This window comes from Micromonospora sp. NPDC048898, from assembly GCF_043198035.1.
Taxonomy (GTDB): domain Bacteria; phylum Actinomycetota; class Actinomycetes; order Mycobacteriales; family Micromonosporaceae; genus Micromonospora.
In genome coordinates this window covers 302,457-321,873 of sequence record NZ_JBICUF010000003.1, presented here as the reverse complement: position 1 = coordinate 321,873, position 19,417 = coordinate 302,457, and the positions used below count along the sequence as shown (strand labels likewise).

Sequence of the window (19,417 nt, the reverse complement as noted above, 5' to 3'; positions counted from 1 at the left end):
CGCCGTCGTCCGGCCGGCTGCCCGCCCGCCGCCGCGCCGAAAAAGGTTCGACCGACCGCAACCTGTGACACCGGCCCGCCGTCCTCAAGTCGACGGTGTGCGACGAGGGGGAACAGTCTTGCGGGACGCGCAGAGCTTCGATGACTTCTACCGCGGCACGGCGCGGCGGATGGCGAGGTACGGCTATGCGGTCGCCGGCGATCACAACGAGGCGCAGGACCTGGTGCAGGAGGCGTACACCCGGGCCTGGCGGCACTGGGGGCGGCTGGCGGCGCATCCCGCCCCGGAGGCGTGGCTGCGGCTGGTGGTCGCGCGGTTGGCGACCGACCGCTGGCGGCGGCTGCGCGGCCTGCGCGGGGCGTTGCGGTTGGCGTGGCCCCCACCGGTGGCCCCGCCGCCCAACGAGGACAGCGTGCTGCTGCTCCAGGCGCTGCGCCAGGTGCCGGCGAACCACCGGCAGGCGCTGGCCCTGCACTACCTGTTCGACATGCCGGTGGAAGAGATCGCCCGCGAGGTCGGCGCGCCCGTTGGCACGGTGAAGTCCTGGCTCTCCCGGGGCCGGGCCCGGCTCGCCGCGCTGCTGCCCGATCTCGCCAACGTGGAATTGGAGACCAACGATGTCGCGTGAACTCTCCGAGTGGTATCGGCGCCTCGCCGCCGACGCCGACGCCGGTGACCTGGGCGTACCCGACATGCTGCGGCTGCGTGCGGACCGGCGGGCCCGGCTGCGTGCGGCCGGGGGTGCCCTCGCCGCGGCGTTGCTGGTGGGCGGCGTGGTGATCGGCACTCAGGTGGTCGCCATGCCGACGCCCGTCGCCCCGCCGGCTGGCACACCGACGATTCCCGCGCCGGACGTGACTGCCGGGTCGCCGTCGCCGTCCGCCACGCCAGGCCGGCCCCCGGGTACGACCCCCGAGTCTCCGCGTGTTCCTGGCGGCATTCCGGATCGGGCGTTCTTCACGCTCGCGCCGGCCAACCAGACCGGCATCGCGCCGGACTACCGGGACGTGGCCGCGTTGCCGGGCCTGTGCGGTGCCCACATCCCGAGCGAACCGATCCTGCACCGGCGTACCCGGTCGTTGGTCTACAAGCTGCCGAAAACGCCCCAGGGGAACGACCCGGACGGCACCTACGCACACTCCATCGCCGTCTACCGGCCCGGGCGAGCCACAAACGTGCTGGAGGAGCTGCGGCAGGCGGTGCGCGACTGCCCCGAGCAGCCGGCACTGCGTCTCCAGGTCCCCCCGGTGCCGAGTAGGCAGCGGCTGCTCAGTGACGTCGGGTACGGCGACGAGTCGGTGCTGTTCGAGCTGCGGAAGCCGGCTCAGGACCGCAACGGCGACCCGACCGGCGGGGAGGAGGTCCGGCTGGTCCGGGTGATCCGGGTCGGCGACGTGGTGACCATCCTCTGGGAGAAGGGCTGGGAGACCGGGTCCAGCCCGCGTACACAGGTCGACGCGGACAGTCGCCGGGCGGTCGCCGCCATCGAGGCATGGCTTGGTTGACGTCGCTGTGTCGGGCTGCGATCCGGCGGATTCGGATGTCGTTTTGCGGGGCCCGGGGGTGGTGCGCTACGGTTAGCGAGCCGACGCGGGGTGGAGCAGCTCGGTAGCTCGCTGGGCTCATAACCCAGAGGTCGCAGGTTCAAATCCTGTCCCCGCTACAAAGTGAAGCCCGTCTCCCGCACCTCGGGGAGGCGGGCTTCTTCTTGTGCGGACGGCGGCGCACCCACGACGGGTGCCGACCCCCGGCTGATCATCGCTGATCGGGATGGGTTAGGGTTAACCAGTCGACGCGGGGTGGAGCAGCTCGGTAGCTCGCTGGGCTCATAACCCAGAGGTCGCAGGTTCAAATCCTGTCCCCGCTACAACCGGCAGTGCAACAGGTCCGGCCCCCACCCGTGGGGGCCGGACCTGTTTGTTGCCCCCGACCTGGTGAGGGTCCCCGTGGGACCGGCACCTCGCGGGTGCCGGCCCCACCCGGTTGTTACCGGAGGCCGAAGGCCCGGGTGACGCTCTGGGTGACGCCGTCGCCGCTGCGCTGCCTGGCGGTGACCCGGATGGACACGAAGTCGGCCCGGTGCGGCGCGTTCAGGTGCGCCTGCCAGGTGCCCCTCTTCTCGGTCAGGCCCTGCCGCTGCCAGGTCACCCCGTCGTCGTAGGAGACCTCCAGCGTGAGCGAGGACACCGCGTCACGTGCCGCGGTGCTGCCCACCACCACTGGCGTGATGGAGAAGTCGGTCCTGCGCGTCGCTCGGCCCGCGGCGTCCACGTCCGTTCCGTAGTCCAGTTGGACGAGCGGGATGGCCTGCACCTCCGTGGTGCCACCGGAGACGAAGCGCCACTCGGTGTGCGTGGCTGTCGAGTACGGGCTGAACTCGGGCTTGCCCGTGGTCTCGACGACCAGCCGGTACGGCAGTTTCTCCGGCGACAGGTCACCCGCGCCGACCTTCGGCCAGCCGTCGAACCGGGTCAGCTCCCTGTCGCCCTGATAGAAGGTGACGACCTGCGGCATGGCGGCCCCGCCGCTGTGCGCGGCCCCCGCGTCGCCGAACCCCTGGATGTACGCGCTCATGGCGGTCTCACCGCGGAACGGGATCTCGGTGCTGAGCAGGCGTGGCCGGGTGATGGGCCCGAACCAGCGGTCCTGCTGGACGCTGCCCGGCCGGTAGGCGATCGCCTCCGTGTTCGACCGCGCCCAGTCGGCGACGTCGGCGTACTGCATCCATTTGATGCCGTCGCCGGCGGAGACCCAGTCGGTCCGCGGCCCGGGTGCGACCGGCTCGAACGGGAACGAGCGGGCCGCCGCGTACTCGTAGGGCGGGAAGTCCGTCCGCGTCTCGCTGGACTGCTTCCCCGGCGGCGGGGCGAAGGTCAGGTCGATCCGGGCGAGGTCGCGGGGGCCGGTCCGGGCGGACGGGTCCCTGGGCACCCCGCCATTGTGGTAGTTCACCAGGTCGTACAGGTATTTCGGTGCGGGGTGGGCCGTCACGGCCAGCCGTACCGTGTGGCGCCCGGCGGCGGCGATCTTCTGGATCAACGCCTCGCCCTCGTCCAGGCTCACCGAGGCGACCGCGATCGGGCCGGTCGTCACGGCGTCGGGGCTGCCGTACCAGTCGCTCCGGCGGCCCTCGCGGTCGTTGACCACGACAAGCATCGCCGCACCGGCCGCGTGCGCCGACGCCGCCTGGTCCGTGGGGGGCACCGAGTCGTTGGCGCGTACGACCACGGCCCTGCCACGGACGGACCGGCCGGCGTAGTCGCTGGTCGCGCCGTTGCCCGCGAAGACGGCGTCGAGGCGGGCGGTACCGTCGGCCAGCGGCCGTGCACCGGGCTGCACGAGGGGATCGCTGACGCGTCGGCCGCCGTAACTGATCTCCAACGGCGTCTGCACGGCGCGGATCCTGGTGGTGAGGACGAAGCTGCCCTTCGTCACCCGGTCCTTGGTCGGGAGGGCCCACAGGCTGTCGTAGGTCGCACCGGGCCAGAAGGTCTCGCGCAGGGCGGTCCAGTCGGTGGGCGTCGGCTCCGGCGAGGTGAAGGAGCGGTAGACGTCGATCCTGGTGTTGGTGACGGCGGTCGGCCGGGGGGTGGCCACCTTCACCTCGCGTGCCTTCGAGGCGTCGAGCTCCACGACCCGGTTGGTCGACAGGTCGACCTCGGGAGCCGTCAACATCGCCAGCCCGAGAGAGCGGGGTCCGTTGCGGCCCTGCACGTCGGCGGCGGTGACGACCGTGTAGGAGCCGGGAGCCCAGCGGCTGGTCAGCTTGCCGTCCGGCACCCACACGAAGGTGGAGCCCTCGTCGGCGCTGACGATCTCGACCTCGCCGCTCATGGGTCGGCCGGCGCGGTCCTTCAGGTGGATGGTGAGGTCGTACCTCTTCGCCTCGACGACGACCCCGACAGCCGTGTGTACCTCGCCGGTCGCGGAGCGGGCCGTGACCTGCGCCGAGTACCGGCCCGGCGGGAGACCCCCGGGGTTCACCACGACGTCGACGGTCGAGGTTCCGTTCGCCGGCACCGTCACGCGGTCGGTGGCCGCGGTGAACGCCTGCGCGGGGGAGGTGCCACCGTCGACGGACAGTGCCAACGGGACCGGGGTCGCCGTGGTGTTGGTGTAGGTGATCTTCCGCGTGATCGGCCGCTGTGGCGTGCCGGAGGACGACCTGACCAGCCCGGCGTCCACCGAGCCGGTCGCGATGACCTGGTCCTGGTGGTAGGCGCCGGCCACGTTCAACCGGCCACTGCCCGCCTGGTAGGCGCTGTAGTCGGGCGTCCGCACGCTGGTGCTCATCAGCGCGTCCTTGATCTGCTGCCCACTCCACGTCGGGTGTTTCTGGACCAGCAGGGCTGCCGCCCCGGCGACGTGCGGCGCCGCCATGGAGGTGCCGCTGTCGGTCTGGTAGTAGCCCTCGCCCCAGGGGATGTGCTGCGAGCGCGCCGCCAACACGTCCACCCCGGGAGCGGTCAGGTCGGGCTTCAGAGCCTCGTCGATCATCCGCGGCCCGGCACTGGAGAAGTCGGCCAGGTGGTCGGAGCCGTCCACCGCGCCGATGGTGAGTGCGGCGTCCGCGGTGGCCGGTGCCCCGAGGGTGTACGGGTCGGGACCGCTGTTGCCGGCGGCGACGACGAAGAGCGCGCCGGTCTCGGCGGTCAGCTGGTTCACGGACTGGCTCAGTGGATCGTCCTGGGTGTGCCACGCGCTCACACCGAGGCTCATGTTGACCACCCTGGCGCGCTCGGTGCGCGTCGCCCACTCCATCCCCGCGATGATCCCGGAGATGGACCCGCTGCCGTTCTGGTCGAGGACCTTGCCCACCACCAGGTCGGCGTCGGGAGCGACGCCGCGTTCCTTGCCGCCGGAGGCGGCACCGGTGCCGGCGACGGTGGAGGCGGTGTGGGTGCCGTGCCCGTTGCGGTCGATGACGTCCTGGCCGGGGATGAAACTGCGGGACGCGACCACCCGGTTCACGAGATCCGGGTGGGTCGTGTCCACCCCGCTGTCCAGGACGGCGACCCGGACACCGCGGCCGGTGCCTCCCGCGGCCCAGGCCGCGGGCGCGCCGACCTGCGCGGTGGTGTCGGCGAGGGACGCGTTCGCCTTGCCGTCGAGCCAGACCTTGTCGACCCCGGCGGTGAAGGCCGGCGTGGACGGGGCAGCACCGCGCCCGGTCGGTGCCGGTCCGCTGGTGAGGGCCGACCAGAAGTCGGCGGACGTGGACCGGTTGGCACGGATCGCCTCGCCCCGGACGGACGGAAGCTCCAGTGTGGTCCGCGCGCCCGGCAGCGTGGTGCCGGCCCGCAGCGTCGCCGAGCCCGTCGTGCGGGTGACGATCAGGGGGAGTTCGCTGGTCCGCGCGTCGTCGTAGCCCTGCGCGATCAACCGGGTGACGTCGAACAGTTGCTTGTCGAGTCGACCGGTCGCCAGGTAGGGCATGGCCTCGTCGGGATACACGTAGGTGTCGCCGCCCTCGGTGGCGACGCGTACCGGGCCGGTGGCGCCCGGGGCGCGTGTGACGTCCACCGCGGGGGCCGCGCCGTCGACGCCCGGGGTCACCGTCACCCGGTCGCCGGTGATCAGCGTGACGGTGACGGGTGCGGGCGGCGTGTTGCCGGTCGCGGCGGGTGGTGTCGGAGGGGGCGGGGACGGTGGGGCCCCGTGGGCGGTCGTCGGGGTCAGAAGAGCGGCGACGAGGGTGACGCCGACCGCTGTTGCCGCAGATCTTCGGGTGAGAGAGAGCCGCACATCGCCTCCAGGGTTGACCATGCGCGAATCTGATCACCCCTGGAGATTCATGTAAAGATCATCATCTTTGCCGGCAGGTTGCGGGCACGTTGCGTGCGGTCCGGGGTGCTCCGGACGATCTCGGTCCCTGCTTCGGCGTGGACCGACGTGCCCAGGTTGCGTCCTTCAGCGAGGATGGGCACATGTCTTCTTTCGGTAAGTGGTGGGGCCGGCTGAGCACGGTCCTCGGTGCGGCCGTACTGGCGGTCTTCGTGCCCGTCGCGGCGTGGGCGTCCACGGGCACCGGCGAGGTGGTGGTGGAGGCCGCACGGCGGCGGTCCCGAGGCGCCGGCGGCTTCGGCATCCTCGGCCTGCTCTGCTGCCTGGTGGTGGTCGGGGTCATCGTGTTCCTGGTGCTGCGTCTGACGCGCAATCGTCGCAACGGTCCGCCGCGCTGACCCAGCGGGGCGTCTCGGTCGGTCGGTCGACGGCGGCGGGCCGTCGGCCGACCGTCAAGGGTCACGCTGCCAGTGTGGCGTTGGCCTGGGAGAGGAAGCGCGAGGTGGCCGCCCGGGTGCCGGCCCGCTTGACGCGGATGCTCTCCGCGGCGGCGACCAGCAGGGTACGCACCCTGGCGTGCCCCTTCGACGGTGGTGCCGGTGCGGGCCCGAGTTGGTCGGCGAGGCTGGCGCCGAACGCGGCGGCGCGCTGCTGGGCCGGGTCGGTGATGCTGCCCTCGGTGTAGCGGCGGACGGCGAGGCTGGCGTTCAGGCCGCGTTCGTGGCCGAGGACGGTGCCGGCCTCTCCGTTCGTGGTCAAGAAGTTGATCACGTCGGTGACGGTGTCCGGGTGGCGGGTGCCCCGGAACGCGGCCCAGTACATCGACGCGCGCGCCCACTGCGCGGCCGGTGGCCCGGGGAGGCCGACCACGCCCAACTCGGCCTTGGTGAGCCGCTGCAACTCCGGTAGTTGATGGGACCAGGCGAACGACGCGGCGGTCATTCCGGTCACCACCAACTGCCGGTTCAGCTCCCTGCTGTCGACCTGCTCGACAAGCGCGGCACCCGGTGTGGCCCGCGCGGTGCGGGCCCGCTGCCACAGCTCGAACCACGCGATCAGCTCGTCCGCGCCGAAACCGAGCTGGTTGCCCCGGTAGAATTCGCCACCCTGCGACCGCAGCCACAGCCAGAGCGCCCGGTGGTCACCGGACGCGTCCACGGTGCCGGCCACCTGACCTTCGCTGGTCTCGGTGACCTGCTCCGCCCAGGCGATGTAGTCGGCCCAGGTCATTCCGGCCCGGGGCTCCGGCACCTTCAGGTCCCGCAGCAGGTCCCGGTTGAAGACCACGGCGGCGTGGGTCTGCCCGCCGGCCACCGCCATCGTCCGCCCCTGGACCGTGCCGTAGCGGATCAGGCCCTCCGGCAGGCTCCGCAGATCGAGGTGGTGGTCGGCGACCCGGTCGGTGAGGTCGAGGATGATCTGGCGTTGGGCGTACTCGGTCAACACCGCGTCGTCGATCTGGATCAGGTCCGGTACGTTCCCGCCGGCCGCCTGGGTGGCCAGTCGCTCGTAGTAGCCGTCGGCGCCCTGCCAGGTGACCCGGAAGGTGACCCGGGGGTTGCGATCCGAGTAGAGCCGCAGCACCTTCTCGGTGAGCTCGGCCCGTTGGGTCCCGCCCCACCAGAAGACCGACAGCTCGACCGGCCCGTCCTGGGTCGACGTGTCGGCCCCGTCGCTGCAACCGGCCAGCCCAGCGGACGTGAGCAGGGGTGCGCCGAGCAGCGCGGTGAGCAGTCGGCGTCGGCCCGGGTCGGCGCCGAGGCGGTCGATCGGCTGTGGAACAACGGGCACGGGGGTCTCCTGGACCTGCGGGAGTACGGCGGCACCATTCACGCAGGGAGCGCACGAAGGTGTCAACGTCCGTCCGGTCAGCCCCCGGCGCGGGTGGTCGAATCGGGCCCCCCGATGTCGCGTGGTGTACTAGGGCGCGTGGAACTTCTGCACTCGGGCAAGGTTCGGGACGTCTACGCCGACGGCGACGACCTGATCCTGGTCGCCTCGGACCGCATCTCGATCTACGACGTGGCGCTGCCGACGCCGATCCCGGACAAGGGTCGCCTGCTCACCGCACTCTCGCTGTGGTGGTTCGAGCAGCTCGCCGACCTGGTGCCGAACCACGTCATCTCGGCCACCGACGTGCCCGCCGAGTTCGCCGGGCGGGCGATCCGCTGCCAGCGGCTGGAGATGCTCCCGGTCGAGTGCGTCGCTCGCGGCTACCTGACCGGCGGCGGCCTGCGGGAGTACGAGAAGACCGGCGCCGTCTCCGGCGTGGCACTGCCCCGCGGGCTCGGTGAGGCGTCGATCCTGCCCGAGCCGATCTTCACGCCGTCGAGCAAGGCGCCGATGGGTGAACACGACGAACCCATCACGTACGACCAGGTGGTGGACAAGGTGGGCCAGGCCACCGCGGAACGACTGCGGCAGATCACCATCGACGTCTACCGGCGCGGGGCCGAGCTGGCCGCCGACCGGGGCATCCTGATCGCCGACACCAAGATCGAGTTGGGTTGGGCGCCGGACGGCACCCTGGTCCTCGCCGACGAGCTGCTCACCTCCGACTCGTCGCGGTTCTGGCCGGCCGAGTCGTACCAGCCGGGCCGCGTGCAGTTCTCCTACGACAAGCAGTACGTGCGGGACTGGGCCACCGCCGGCGGCTGGAACAAGCAGGCCCCGGCGCCGGACGTGCCGGACGAGGTGGTCGAGGCGACCCGCGCCCGCTACGTCGAGGTGTACGAGAAACTGACCGGCAACCGCTGGGAGTGAGCGCCGGGCCGTTCAGTCCACCCAGTCCAGGGTGCGTTGCACGGCCTTGCGCCACTGGCACAGCTCCTTCTCGCGCAGCTCCGGGGCCATCGCCGGCTCCCACTGCGCGTCGGAGCGCCACTGCGCCCGCAGGGTGGCCAGATCCGGCCAGAAGCCGACCGCCAGACCGGCCGCGTACGCGGCGCCCAGGCAGGTGGTCTCGGTGATCCGGGACCGGATCACCGGCACGTCGAGCACGTCCGCGAGGAACTGCATGAGCAGCCCGTTGGCGGTCATCCCACCGTCCACCCGGAGTCGGCGCAGCGCCACGTCGGAGTCGGCGTCCATCGCGTCGACCACCTCGCGGGTCTGCCACGCCGACGCCTCCAGCACCGCCCGCGCCAGGTGCCCCTTGGTGACGTAGCCGGTCAGGCCGGCGATCACACCACGCGCGTCGCTGCGCCAGTGCGGGGCGAACAGCCCGGAGAACGCCGGCACGACGTAACAGCCGCCGTTGTCGTCCACGGTGCGGGCCAGCTCCTCCACCTCCGCGGCCGTGGAGATCAGCCCGAGGTTGTCCCGCAGCCACTGCACCAGCGAGCCGGTGACCGCGATCGCGCCCTCCAGGGCGTACGCCGGAGGTTGGTCCTTGATCTGGTAGGCGACCGTGGTGAGCAGGCCGTGCGTGGACGGGACCGGGCTGGCCCCGGTGTTGAGCAGCAGGAAGCTGCCGGTGCCGTAGGTGCACTTCGCCTCACCCGGCTGGAAGCAGGTCTGCCCGAACAGGGCGGCCTGCTGGTCGCCGAGCGCGCTGGCCACCGGCACCCCGGCGAGCACCCCGGTGGCGTGGCCGTACACCTCGGCGGAGCAGCGGATCTCCGGCAGCATCCCCGCCGGGACGCCCATCGCGTCCAGCAGGTCCGGTGCCCAGTCCAGGGTGGTGAGGTCCATCAGCATGGTCCGGCTGGCGTTCGTCACGTCGGTGACGTGCGCGCCCGTCAGCTTCCAGATCAGCCAGCTGTCCATGGTGCCGAAGAGGACCTCGCCGCGCTCCGCACGCTCGCGCAGGCCGTCGACCTCGTCGAGCAGCCAGCGCAGCTTCGGCCCGGCGAAGTAGGTGGCCAGCGGCAGGCCGGCGCGGGCCCGGAACCGCTCCTCGCCGTACGCCGAGGCCAGCTCGCGCAGCAGCGACCCGGTCCGGGTGTCCTGCCAGACGATGGCGTTGGCCACCGGGCGGCCGGTGGCCCGGTCCCAGACGACTGTGGTCTCCCGCTGGTTGGTGATGCCGACGGCGGCCAGCCCGGTCGCGTCGGTGCCGGCGGCTCGCAGGGCCTCGGCGACCACCTGCTGGACGTTGTCCCAGATCTCCTCGGCGTCGTGCTCCACCCAGCCGGGGCGGGGGAAGATCTGCCGGTGTTCGCGCTGGGCCACGGCGACGATCTCCCCGGCCCGGTCGAAGACGATGCACCGCGAGGAGGTGGTGCCCTGGTCGATGGCGGCGACGTACGCAGGGGTCACCGCAGCACCGTACCCGGACCGGCGGTGCGGTGCGACTGTCGTCACGGCCAGTCTCGGCCCGCCACCCTTCACCGTCGGCCGCTTCGCCTACGATGTGCGAACGTGCGCGACATCGCCGTTTTCAGTGGAACCGCCCATCCCGACCTCGCTGCCGAGATCTGTGCCCACCTCGGGGTGCCGCTGCACCCGGTGCGGGTTTCCCGATTCGCGAACGACTGTCTGGAAGTGCAGTTGCAGGCCAACTGCCGGGAGCGTGACGTCTTCCTGATCCAGCCGCTGGTGCCGCCCGTCCAGGAAAACCTGGTCGAGTTGCTGTTGATGATCGACGCCGCCCGGGGCGCGTCCGCCGGCCGGATCACCGTGGTGTTGCCGCACTACGCGTACGCCCGTTCCGACAAGAAGGACGCGCCGCGGATCTCGATCGGCGCTCGGCTCGTCGCCGATCTGCTCACGTCGGCCGGTGCGGACCGGGTGCTGGCGATGACGCTGCACTCGCCGCAGGTGCACGGCTTCTTCAGCGTTCCCGTGGACCACCTGCACGCGTTGCGTGAGCTGGCCACCCACTTCCGGCGCTACGACCTGAGCGACACCGTGGTGGTCTCACCCGACCTGGGTAACGCCAAGGAGGCGGCGGCCTTCGCCCGGCTGCTCGGCACGCCGGTCGCGGCCGGTGCGAAGCAGCGGTTCAGCGACGACCTGGTCAAGATCAGTGCGGTGATCGGCGAGGTGACCGACCGGGACGTCATCGTGCTGGACGACGAGATCGCCAAGGGCAGCACGGTTGTCGAGTTGATGGAGCACCTGCGCGGCCTGAAGGTCCGCTCGATCCGGCTCGCCTGCACGCACGGGCTCTTCTCCGGTGACGCGTTGCAGCGGCTCAGCGACCAGGACGGCGTCCTGGAGATCGTCTGCACCAACACGGTGCCCATCCCGGCCGCGAAGCGGGTCCCCGCGCTGGAGGTGCTGTCGGTGGCCCCCGCGCTGGCCGAGGCGATGCGCCGAATCCACAACGGAGAATCCGTCTCCGCCCTCTTCGCCTGACCAGCCCTTCGTCCGTCACCCCGCGCCCGCGCGCCCCTCGTCCGCGCGATCTTGCGGTTCCTGTCGCGAGATAAGGGATGTTCCGCTCATTCTGACCGCCGAAACCGCAAGATCGCCGAAACGCCCGGGCTGGCGTGCGTCGATCATGCAGTTGTGGTGCCTCGCATAAGGGGCACATGTGTAGCTGTCGCCCACCACGACTCCATGATCGATCGGCGGGGCGGGGCGGGGCGGGGTGGGGTGGGGCGGGGCGGGTGGGGCCGGGGCGGGTGGGGGTTTAGTGCGGGGTGGGGTTTTGGGTGGTTAGGCCTGTGGTGATGCGGACTGTGGTGCCGGCGGTGCTGGTGACGACCTCCATCGCGTCGGTCAGCTCGCGGGCCAGCCACAGGCCCCAGCCGCCGGCGGTGTCCGGGGTGGGTCGACTGCGGTCGCCCAGCCGCTGCGGGCTGATCCCGTGCCCGTGGTCGGCGACCTCGCACACCAGCAGGTCCGACTCGTGCCAGAGCCGCAGCCACCCCCGGCCGCCGCCGTGCCGCACCGCGTTGGTGATCAGCTCGTTGGTCGCGAGCACGAAATCGTCGAGCCGTTGGCCGGTGAGCCCGGAGGCATGCGCACAGGAGGTGACCGAGTGTCGAATCTCGGTCACCTGGGCCTGGTCGAAGGCATCGGCGATCAGGAGGGCAGGTTCGATGGGCACAACCGTACGCGGTGCGTGCGGGTCTGCATTCGTCATGGCCCCGTCCCGGCGGCGGATCTCAGAGTATTTCGCGGCTTTTCTACCGTACGTCAGGGTTTCCCGAACCGCACTCGCTGCTCGCCGCGCCACTTGCCGCGTGTGGCATCGTGACCGCCATGCCGTCGCCGCCGGGTGGGTTCGAGGTGCCACTGTGGCGTGCGCTCGCGGTGTTCCGGATGGCGTCCCTGGCGTACGTCTGCGTGCTCGCCGTGCGCGACGCCGACCGGTACGCCCACCCGTACGCCGTCGCCGCCCTGGTGTTTGTCATGATCATCTGGACCGGGGTGACAGCGATCGGATACGCGCGGCCGGCCTGGCGGCGCTGGCCGCTGCTGCTGGCCGATCTCGGGGTGGTGTTGGCCATCGTGCTGGCCACCCCGTGGGTGGTCGGGCGGACGGCGCTCACCCACGGCGTACCCACCATGGGGGTCGCCTGGATGGCCGGCCCGGTGCTGGCCTGGGCCGTCTCCGGCGGCCGGCGGCGGGGCACGGTCGCGGCGCTGCTGGTCGCCGGCGCGGACCTGGCCACCCGGGAGCGGATCGGCCAGTCGTCGTTCACCGGGGTGATCCTCATGCTGCTCGCCGGAGTGGTCGTCGGGCACGTGGCCCGGCTCGCGGCGGACGCCGAGGAACGACTGCAACGCGCGGTGGAACTGGAGGCCGCCACCCGGGAACGGGAACGACTGGCCCGCAACATCCACGACTCGGTGCTCCAGGTGCTGGCGCTGGTGCAGCGGCGTGGCGCTGACCTGCCCGGCGAGGCTGGCGAGCTGGCCCGGCTGGCCGGCGAGCAGGAGGCCGCGTTGCGGGCGCTGATCGCCGGTGGCGGCCCGGCCACCGCCAGCCTCCCGGCCGGCCCGGAGGCGGTGGACCTGCGAACCCTGCTCAGCCGGTACGCGTCGTCGGCGGTGGCGCTCTCCGCCCCGGCCACGCCGGTCCCGCTGCCGCGCCGGGTGGCCGGAGAATTGGCCGCCGCGACCGGCGCGGCCCTGGACAACGTGGGCCGCCACGCCGGTGGGCGGGCCTGGGTGCTGATCGAGGACGAGGGGGCGACGGTGACCGTGTCGATCCGCGACGAGGGGCCGGGCATCCCGGCCGGCCGGCTGGCCGAGGCCGCCGCTCAGGGCCGGCTCGGCGTGACCCAGTCCATCCGGGGGCGGGTGTCCGACCTGGGCGGGACCGTTCGGATCGTGTCCGCCCCCGACGCCGGCACCGAGATCGAGCTGACCGTGCCGAGGGCAGTGCGGTGAACCAGACCCGCGTCATGGTCGTCGACGACCATCCGATGTGGCGGGAGGGGGTCGCCCGCGACCTGACCGAGGCCGGCTTCCTGGTGGTGGCGACAAGCGGCGAGGGACGACAGGCCATCCGGGTGGCCGCCGCCGCCCGGCCCGACGTCGTCGTCCTGGACCTGCAACTGCCGGACATCTCCGGCGTCGAGGTGATCCTGGGGCTGCGCGCGGCACTGCCCGACGTGCGGGTGTTGATGCTCAGCGCCAGTGGCGAACAGCAGAGCGTGTTGGACGCGGTCAAGGCCGGTGCCACCGGTTACCTGGTGAAGTCGACAGCGCCCGCGGAGTTCCTCGACGCGGTCCGCAGCACCGCGGCCGGCAACGCGGTCTTCACCCCCGGCCTCGCCGGGCTCGTCCTCGGCGAGTACCGGCGGCTGGCCGCCGGGCCGGGGCAGGGCACCGACCCGGCCGGCGGCGCGGAATCCGCGACGCCCCGGCTCACCGACCGGGAGACCGAGGTGCTGCGGTTGGTGGCGAAGGGGATGTCGTACAAGCAGATCGCTCAGCGGCTCGGGCTGTCGCACCGCACCGTGCAGAACCACGTGCAGAACACCCTGGGCAAGCTGCAACTGCACAATCGGGTCGAGCTGACCCGTTATGCCATCGAGCGCGGCCTGGACGCCTGAGAGGTCAGACCGAGCGCGGCGGCTCCGTCTCGTGGATGGCCAACTCTTCGGCGGTCGCCCCGCCGCCGGCGGAACCGGCGTCGTACGCCACCGAGTCGGTCTCCTGGTCGGTGTGCGCCCCCTCGTCCGGCTCCACCAGCCGACCCACCGTGGCGTCGGCCACCGTGCCGAGCTGACCGTGGTCGTAGAGGGAGACCGGCGAGTTCGGGTCCGAGGTGGGCCCCGGGTCCATCACGTCGGCGTCCAGCTGGGCCTCCGCGGCGGCTTCCAGATTGTCCGCCTCGAAGGCGATCTTCGGGTCGATCGTTCCGGCCAGCGGGTCGTCCGCCGGGCGCTCGTAGACCTCGCGGTCGAGCTTGTAGTCCAACGACTCACCGTCGAGCTGCTCCTCGGCGGTCGTCCCGAACCGGTCCACCGCCACCGGCGTCCGGTCGCCGGGGAGCTGGGCCGGGTCCGGGCCGTCCGCCTCGCGCCCGGTGAGGACGTCGTCGTTGGCGGTCGAGTCGTCATCGGCGGTGTCGGGCAGACCTTGCGCCTCGGTGTCGGACACGGGGGTCGGGTACTCGTTGTCGCGCATGTCTGATCACTACCCGCTGCCCTCCCGCCGTAACCGGGGCACCGCTGGCTCGAAACCGGCACCGACGGCGAAACGTCCCGTCAGCCGAAAGCCTCGGCCTCGTCGTCCGGGTGCAGGACGCACCAGACGACCTTGCCGTCCGGAAGTGCGCTGCTGCCCCAGCGACGGGCCACCGTGTCGATCAGCAGCAGGCCCCGGCCGCCGACCCGGGTCGGCGGTGACAAACCGGCGAACGTCGGCCGACGCGAGGAGTAGTCGCGGACCGCCAGGTGCAGGGCGCCGTCCTGCGCGGCCAGCCGCACGGTCATCGGGGTCCGGGCATGCGCCACCACGTTGTTGACCATCTCGGTGATCGCGATGCCCGCCGGGTCGACGAGTGTCGGCATGCCCCAGGTGCGGCAACCGGTGGTGACCAGCTCCCGGGCCTCCCGGGCGGCCACCACTGTCGCGGCCAGTTCGGCGCTGAGCACCCCGGCCAGCGGCACCGCCGCGACCGCGGCCAGCGCGCCGTCCAGCGTCGGCCAGGCCGGCACGCCGGCCGTCGTGCTCGACCAGGCCGACCCGCCGGTCAACACGGTGGCCGCCTGGTCGGGCCGGTCGACGCTCGGGTCGCACAGCAGCAGATCCGCGTCCGGCCAGTCGGCGACCTCCCGCCGAACCTCGGCGAAGACATCCCAGGCCCGCGGCTCGTCGACCCGCAGTCCGGTCACGTCGACCACCACCTGGCCCGGACGGTCCCAGAGACAGGCGAGCAGCGCGCCGCGTACCACCTCGGCCCCGGCGACGTCGAGCGTGCCCGTCAACCGGACCACCGCCGACGAGTCGTCGATGTTCACCAGACAGCTCGACATGATCGCCCCAGTGTGCGCGTCGGTGACGGTTCGCGCATTCGGGCGGTCGATGCCGGTCATCAGCGGACCAACCGGGAACGGCGGTTGATCGCCGCCATCGTGCCGACCGCGGTGCCGGCGGCGGCGAGGCCGAACGCGGCAGTTATCCGCACCAACTGGCGCCGCCGACCGTGCCAGCCGCCGTCCCGTTGGGCCTGTGCGTCGGCGTGGAAGACGTTGCCGCTGCTGTCCACCCGCGCTCCCGGGCCGAACTGGGTGCGCTGGGCGTACCAGCCGAGGGTGCGCTCCACCAGCGCGGGCGCCAGCCGCCACTGGAGGCCGAGCAGGCGGGCGGCCCCGCCGGCGTACGCCTCGCGGCGGGGCCGGCGCAGCAGCCGCACGATGGTCTCGGCGACCACCTCCGGCGGATAGATCGGGGGTGGCGGCACCAGTTCGCGGCCGGTGTAGTTGGCCGCGTGCCGGAAGAACGGGGTGTCGATGGTGGCCGGCAGCACGGTGCAGACGGAGATCTGACCGCGACCGGTGACGCGCAGCTCCTGTCGGACCGTGTCGGCCAGCCCGCGGATGCCGTGCTTGGTGGCGTTGTACGCCGACTGGTACGGCATGGCCACCTCGGCCAGCACCGAGGCGTTGTTGACGAGCACCCCGCCGCCGGCCGCGCTCAGGTACGGCAGTGCGGCCTTGATGCCGTGCACCGCGCCGAGCAGGTTGACCTCCAGCACCCGGCGGAACTCGGCGACCGGGATCTCGTCGAACAGACCCACCGCGCTCACCGCCGCGTTGTTCACCCAGGCGTCGATCCGGCCGAACTCCGCCGCCGCCCGGTCGGCCAGCCGTCGCACCGACTCCAGGTCGGTCACGTCGGTCGGCACGACAAGCGCCTGACCGCCCAACTCGACGCAGCGCAGCGCGACCTGTCGGAGGGCCGCCTCGCTGCGGGCGGCCAGCACGACTGCCGCACCGCGGCGGGCCAACGCGTACGCGGTCGCCGTGCCGATCCCGCTGGACGCGCCAGTGATCACCACGGTCGAATCGTCGAGGCTGCGGGTCAGCGGCATTCCTCAGCGGTACCCCCACCCGGGCCTGGTCATGCAACGTACCCGTTGTCGATCTTCGCAACCCGCGGGTGACGTGGCCACTGTGATTGCCGTGGCGCAAGCGTCGGTGGCACTCGCGGGGACTGTTCCCGATCTGCCAGGTTTCGACTCCGGCTCCCGAGGTTAATGGGACGCTCTGAAACGGGAGGACCACCGCCGAGGAAAGATCGCAGGGAGGTGACCCATGCGCGTCGGCCTCGTCTGCGCGCACGCCAGCTCGTACCGCCACGCCGACGGCCCACCGGTCGGCACCCGCCAGCACATCGCACGGGTCGCCGCCGAGTTGGCCGAGCGAGGCCATGACGTCCGGCTCTACGAGCGCCGGGACGCCCCAGGGCTGCCGGCGATCGTCGACATCGACGGCTACCAGGTGCACCAGGTGCCGGCCGGCCCGCCCAACCCACTACCCACCGCCGAGCTCATCCCGCACGTGACCGAGTTCGGCCGCTGGCTGGCCGAGGAGTGGTCCGGCGCCTGGCGGCCCGAGGTGGTGCACGGGCACTACTGGGTCGGTGGCCTGGCCGCCGCGCACGCCGTCCGGGAGACCGACATCCCGGTGGTGCAGACGTTCCACTCGCTCGGCGTCGAGCAGCTACGCCACCTGGGCGGCCACTACGACGGGCCGGGGGAGCGGATCACGCTGGAACGCGCGCTGACCCGCGCGGTCGACATCGCCGTCGCCCAGTCGAACGACGAGGTCGACGAGCTGACCCGGATGGGTCTGCAACGCAGCTCGGTCGCGTTGGTGCCGGCCGGGGTGGACATCGAGCAGTTCCAACCCGACGGGGAGGCGGCACCGCGCGAACAGCGGGCCCGGATCCTGTCGGTCGGCTCGCTCGCCGCCGGGCACGGCCAGGAGGACCTGATCCGGGCCATGCGACTGGTCGGTGACGCCGAGCTGGTGATCGCCGGTGGCCCGCCGGCCGACCAACTGGCCAACCACGCCGAGGCACGACGGCTGCGCGAGCTGGCCGAGCAGGTCGGCGTCGTCGACCAGGTACGCCTCGTCGGCGCGGTGCCGCACGACCAGATGGCAACCTGGTACCGCTCGGCGGACGTGGTCGCCTGCACACCGCACTACTCCTCCGCCGGGCGGGTCTCGCTGGAGGCGATGGCCTGCGGTGTGCCGGTGATCGGCTACGCGATGGGTGGCCTGGCGGACGCCGTCGTCGACGAGGTCACCGGCCGCCTGGTGCCCCCCGGCGACGTACGGGCGCTCGGCGTCTCGCTGCGCCGGCTGCTCGCCGACAACGCCGGCCGGTTCGCGTACGGGCACGCCGCGGTGGACCGGGTGCGCAGCAGCTACACGTGGGAGCGCACCGCCGGCGCGTTGGAGCGCCTCTACGAGCGGGTGGTGAGTCGCCGCAAGCCGGTCGAGGCCTGAGCGGGCCGTTCGGGCGGCCCGGTGTCTGCGCCGGACCGCCCGACGACCACCATGGCCTGGTCGCGACGGTGCGCCACCGCGCGTTGCTGCTGCGGCGCGGCGTAGCGGGTCAGCCCGATCACCGCGGCCAGGGTGACCAGGAATCCAGCCGCGGCCAACCACTCCCGCCCCGGCCAGATCTTGTCGTTGAGCAGCAGCAGACCGACGATCGCGGCCGGCACCGCGCCGGCGGCGTCCATCGCGGCGACCGCGGCGGTCGTCGAACCGCGCTGCATGGCCAGCCCGAGCAGGAGCTGACCGACGATCGAGTGGGCGATCAGCAGGTAGAACAGCGGGTGGGCGAGGAACGCCTCGGCGGACGACGCGGACGCCAGTGGCCGGGCGGCGACCGCCGCGGAGCTGAACGCCAACCCGGCCAGCGAGCCGAGGGCCACCGAGCCGGGTGCACCGTGCAGCCGGACGGCGAACACCCCGAGCACCGCGATGACACCGAGCGCCACCAGCAGGGCGATCGACCCGGCGGTGCCGAGCTGCTTCGACGGCGCCGGGCGGGCGGCCAGCACCAGGGCGGTGATCCCGGCGAAGAGCAGGGCCAACAGCACCACCTCCGCCACCGGCAGCCGCCACTTGAGCACCAGCACGCCGAGGATGGCGGTCACGCCGAGCCCGGCCGCGACGCTCGCCTGCACCAGGAACAGCGGCAGGTCCCGTCGGGCCAGGAAGGCGAGCACGAACCCGCCGATCTGGCAGCCCAGGCCGACCAGGTACGTCCGGTGCCCGGCGAGACGCAGCAGCAGGCCCGGGTCGAAGGTGTGGTGGACCGTGGTGCGGGCCGCGGCCACCGACTGGAGCAGGTTGGCGAAGCCGTACGCGACGATCATCGCCGCGAGGAAGCACCAGCCGGAGGAGACCACCTGGCGAGGATAGAGGTTGGCGACGGTCAGCGCTCGGCTGGTCGATCGAGCCGGGCGAGGATGTCGGCGTGCAGCACACCGTTGGTGGCCACCACGCTGCTCTCGGTGCCCGGCTCGCCGGCCGGGGCCGGCCGGCCGGACAGATCCGTGACCGTGCCACCCGCCTCGGTGATGATCGGCACCAACGCCGCCACGTCCCACAGCGACAACTCCGGCTCGGCCATCACCTCCAGTGCGCCCTCGGCCAGCAGCATGTAGCCGTAGAAGTCGCCGTACGCCCGACTGCGCCAGGTGGCCCGCATCAGGTCGAGCATCGCGTCGAGTCGCCCGGCGTCCTCCCACCCGGTCAGCGACGAGTAGCAGAGGCTGGCGTCCGCGACGTCGCGGACCGCGGACACCCCGATCCGCTCGCCGCTGGCGGGGCCGGGACCGGCGTACGCGCCCGCGCCCGCGCCCGCCCACCAGCGCCGACCCAGCGCCGGTGCGGACACCACACCGACCGCCGGCAGGTCACCGTCGTAGAGCGCGATCAGGGTGGCCCAGACCGGCACGCCACGGACGAAGTTCTTGGTGCCGTCGATCGGGTCGATGATCCAGCGGCGGCCGTCCGGGTCGCTGGCCGGCTGTGCGCCGTACTCCTCGCCGAGCAGCCCGTCGGTCGGCCGGTGCTCGGCCAGCAGGGCGCGGATCTCCCGCTCGACGGCGGTGTCCGCGTCCGAGACGGGGGTCAGGTCGGGCTTCGCCTCCACCCGTAGGTCGAGCGCGCGGAACCGGGCCGTGGAGATGGCATCGGCCCGGTCGGCGAGCAGGTGGGCGAGGGCGAGATCGTCGGCGTACCCGGTCATGCCGGCAACC

At 72.4% G+C, this 19,417-nt stretch carries 17 protein-coding genes and 2 tRNA genes; 10 read left to right on the top strand and 9 right to left on the bottom strand.

Annotation, left to right across the window (positions count from 1 at the left end; genetic code table 11):
- Positions 1–118 precede the first annotated feature (118 nt).
- From ACGFIQ_RS11775 to ACGFIQ_RS11760, 4 genes are all read left to right on the top strand, one after another.
- On the top strand, positions 119–628 hold the full coding sequence (locus ACGFIQ_RS11775) for a SigE family RNA polymerase sigma factor (protein WP_393242780.1): 510 nt from the start codon (positions 119–121) through the stop codon (positions 626–628).
- Positions 618–1,505, top strand: coding sequence for a hypothetical protein (locus ACGFIQ_RS11770; protein ID WP_393242778.1), 888 nt, complete (start codon positions 618–620; stop codon positions 1,503–1,505). Before ACGFIQ_RS11775 ends, ACGFIQ_RS11770 begins: the two co-directional genes overlap by 11 nt.
- An 84-nt stretch (positions 1,506–1,589) precedes the next feature.
- Positions 1,590–1,663, top strand: a tRNA-Met gene (locus ACGFIQ_RS11765).
- A gap of 130 nt (positions 1,664–1,793) precedes the next feature.
- Positions 1,794–1,867: transfer RNA gene (locus ACGFIQ_RS11760), tRNA-Met, on the top strand.
- A 119-nt stretch (positions 1,868–1,986) separates the two neighbouring features.
- Here ACGFIQ_RS11760 and ACGFIQ_RS11755 read toward each other — a convergent pair.
- Positions 1,987–5,745 (bottom strand): S8 family serine peptidase, encoded by a 3,759-nt coding sequence (locus ACGFIQ_RS11755; RefSeq protein ID WP_393242777.1) that lies wholly within the window; start codon positions 5,743–5,745, stop codon positions 1,987–1,989.
- A 182-nt stretch (positions 5,746–5,927) separates the two neighbouring features.
- Here ACGFIQ_RS11755 and ACGFIQ_RS11750 point away from each other — a divergent pair, with 182 nt between their 5' ends.
- Positions 5,928–6,182, top strand: a complete 255-nt coding sequence (locus ACGFIQ_RS11750; RefSeq protein ID WP_393242775.1) for a hypothetical protein — start codon at positions 5,928–5,930, stop codon at positions 6,180–6,182.
- Between the two features lie 61 nt (positions 6,183–6,243).
- Here the strand turns inward: ACGFIQ_RS11750 and ACGFIQ_RS11745 are convergent, their stop codons facing one another.
- The gene (locus tag ACGFIQ_RS11745) at positions 6,244–7,575 is read right to left on the bottom strand and encodes an ABC transporter substrate-binding protein (protein ID WP_393242773.1); all 1,332 of its coding nucleotides are present in this window, start codon (positions 7,573–7,575) and stop codon (positions 6,244–6,246) included.
- Positions 7,576–7,713: 138 nt separating this feature from the next.
- On the opposite strand from ACGFIQ_RS11745, the gene ACGFIQ_RS11740 reads away from it, so the two are divergent.
- Positions 7,714–8,547: a phosphoribosylaminoimidazolesuccinocarboxamide synthase gene (locus ACGFIQ_RS11740; protein WP_393242771.1), complete on the top strand. Its 834-nt coding sequence runs from the start codon at positions 7,714–7,716 to the stop codon at positions 8,545–8,547.
- Positions 8,548–8,559: 12 nt separating this feature from the next.
- On the opposite strand, the gene glpK is transcribed toward ACGFIQ_RS11740, so the two are convergent.
- A complete protein-coding gene (gene glpK, locus ACGFIQ_RS11735; protein WP_393242769.1) occupies positions 8,560–10,044 on the bottom strand; it encodes a glycerol kinase GlpK in 1,485 nt (494 codons plus the stop codon).
- Between the two features lie 102 nt (positions 10,045–10,146).
- Here glpK and ACGFIQ_RS11730 point away from each other — a divergent pair, with 102 nt between their 5' ends.
- Entirely contained in the window at positions 10,147–11,085 is a 939-nt protein-coding gene (locus tag ACGFIQ_RS11730; protein WP_357524846.1) for a ribose-phosphate pyrophosphokinase, read from the top strand.
- A gap of 277 nt (positions 11,086–11,362) precedes the next feature.
- Here the strand turns inward: ACGFIQ_RS11730 and ACGFIQ_RS11725 are convergent, their stop codons facing one another.
- A complete protein-coding gene (locus ACGFIQ_RS11725; protein WP_393242766.1) occupies positions 11,363–11,818 on the bottom strand; it encodes an ATP-binding protein in 456 nt (151 codons plus the stop codon).
- A 119-nt stretch (positions 11,819–11,937) separates the two neighbouring features.
- Between ACGFIQ_RS11725 and macS the strand changes: the two genes are divergently transcribed.
- Together macS and ACGFIQ_RS11715 are read left to right on the top strand one after the other, a co-directional pair.
- The gene (gene macS / locus ACGFIQ_RS11720) at positions 11,938–13,071 is read left to right on the top strand and encodes a MacS family sensor histidine kinase (protein WP_393242764.1); all 1,134 of its coding nucleotides are present in this window, start codon (positions 11,938–11,940) and stop codon (positions 13,069–13,071) included.
- A gap of 14 nt (positions 13,072–13,085) precedes the next feature.
- Positions 13,086–13,739, top strand: coding sequence for a response regulator (locus ACGFIQ_RS11715; protein WP_393243200.1), 654 nt, complete (start codon positions 13,086–13,088; stop codon positions 13,737–13,739).
- Positions 13,740–13,743: 4 nt separating this feature from the next.
- Here ACGFIQ_RS11715 and ACGFIQ_RS11710 read toward each other — a convergent pair whose 3' ends face one another.
- The 3 genes from ACGFIQ_RS11710 to ACGFIQ_RS11700 all read right to left on the bottom strand — a co-directional run bounded on the left by ACGFIQ_RS11710 (position 13,744) and on the right by ACGFIQ_RS11700 (position 16,225).
- Positions 13,744–14,316: a DUF5709 domain-containing protein gene (locus tag ACGFIQ_RS11710; RefSeq protein ID WP_099848385.1), complete on the bottom strand. Its 573-nt coding sequence runs from the start codon at positions 14,314–14,316 to the stop codon at positions 13,744–13,746.
- Positions 14,317–14,396: 80 nt separating this feature from the next.
- Positions 14,397–15,167 (bottom strand): ATP-binding protein, encoded by a 771-nt coding sequence (locus ACGFIQ_RS11705; RefSeq protein ID WP_393242762.1) that lies wholly within the window; start codon positions 15,165–15,167, stop codon positions 14,397–14,399.
- 59 nt (positions 15,168–15,226) lie between these two features.
- Complete coding sequence (locus ACGFIQ_RS11700) at positions 15,227–16,225, bottom strand: SDR family oxidoreductase (protein ID WP_393242760.1); 999 nt, start codon at positions 16,223–16,225, stop codon at positions 15,227–15,229.
- A gap of 223 nt (positions 16,226–16,448) precedes the next feature.
- Here ACGFIQ_RS11700 and ACGFIQ_RS11695 point away from each other — a divergent pair, with 223 nt between their 5' ends.
- Positions 16,449–17,648, top strand: coding sequence for a glycosyltransferase (locus tag ACGFIQ_RS11695; RefSeq protein ID WP_393242758.1), 1,200 nt, complete (start codon positions 16,449–16,451; stop codon positions 17,646–17,648).
- Here the strand turns inward: ACGFIQ_RS11695 and ACGFIQ_RS11690 are convergent.
- Complete coding sequence (locus ACGFIQ_RS11690) at positions 17,606–18,529, bottom strand: hypothetical protein (RefSeq protein ID WP_393243198.1); 924 nt, start codon at positions 18,527–18,529, stop codon at positions 17,606–17,608. The genes ACGFIQ_RS11695 and ACGFIQ_RS11690 overlap by 43 nt on opposite strands.
- Positions 18,530–18,588: 59 nt before the next feature.
- Positions 18,589–19,407 carry a histidinol-phosphatase gene (hisN, locus tag ACGFIQ_RS11685; RefSeq protein ID WP_393242756.1) on the bottom strand — a complete coding sequence of 273 codons (819 nt, stop codon included), beginning with the start codon at positions 19,405–19,407 and terminating at the stop codon, positions 18,589–18,591.
- Positions 19,408–19,417 lie beyond the last annotated feature (10 nt).

Bases quoted from the DNA above. Each gene is read 5' to 3' on its own strand.
- ACGFIQ_RS11770 (WP_393242778.1), top strand. From the start codon at position 618: ATGTCGCGTGAACTCTCCGAGTGGTATCGGCGCCTCGCCGCCGACGCC.
- ACGFIQ_RS11750 (WP_393242775.1), top strand. From the start codon at position 5,928: ATGTCTTCTTTCGGTAAGTGGTGGGGCCGGCTGAGCACGGTCCTCGGT.
- ACGFIQ_RS11725 (WP_393242766.1), bottom strand. From the start codon at position 11,818: ATGACGAATGCAGACCCGCACGCACCGCGTACGGTTGTGCCCATCGAA.
- macS (WP_393242764.1), top strand. From the start codon at position 11,938: ATGCCGTCGCCGCCGGGTGGGTTCGAGGTGCCACTGTGGCGTGCGCTC.
- ACGFIQ_RS11715 (WP_393243200.1), top strand. From the start codon at position 13,086: ATGGTCGTCGACGACCATCCGATGTGGCGGGAGGGGGTCGCCCGCGAC.
- ACGFIQ_RS11710 (WP_099848385.1), bottom strand. From the start codon at position 14,316: ATGCGCGACAACGAGTACCCGACCCCCGTGTCCGACACCGAGGCGCAA.
- ACGFIQ_RS11705 (WP_393242762.1), bottom strand. From the start codon at position 15,167: ATGTCGAGCTGTCTGGTGAACATCGACGACTCGTCGGCGGTGGTCCGG.
- ACGFIQ_RS11700 (WP_393242760.1), bottom strand. From the start codon at position 16,225: ATGCCGCTGACCCGCAGCCTCGACGATTCGACCGTGGTGATCACTGGC.
- ACGFIQ_RS11695 (WP_393242758.1), top strand. From the start codon at position 16,449: ATGCGCGTCGGCCTCGTCTGCGCGCACGCCAGCTCGTACCGCCACGCC.
- ACGFIQ_RS11690 (WP_393243198.1), bottom strand. From the start codon at position 18,529: ATGATCGTCGCGTACGGCTTCGCCAACCTGCTCCAGTCGGTGGCCGCG.
- hisN (WP_393242756.1), bottom strand. From the start codon at position 19,407: ATGACCGGGTACGCCGACGATCTCGCCCTCGCCCACCTGCTCGCCGAC.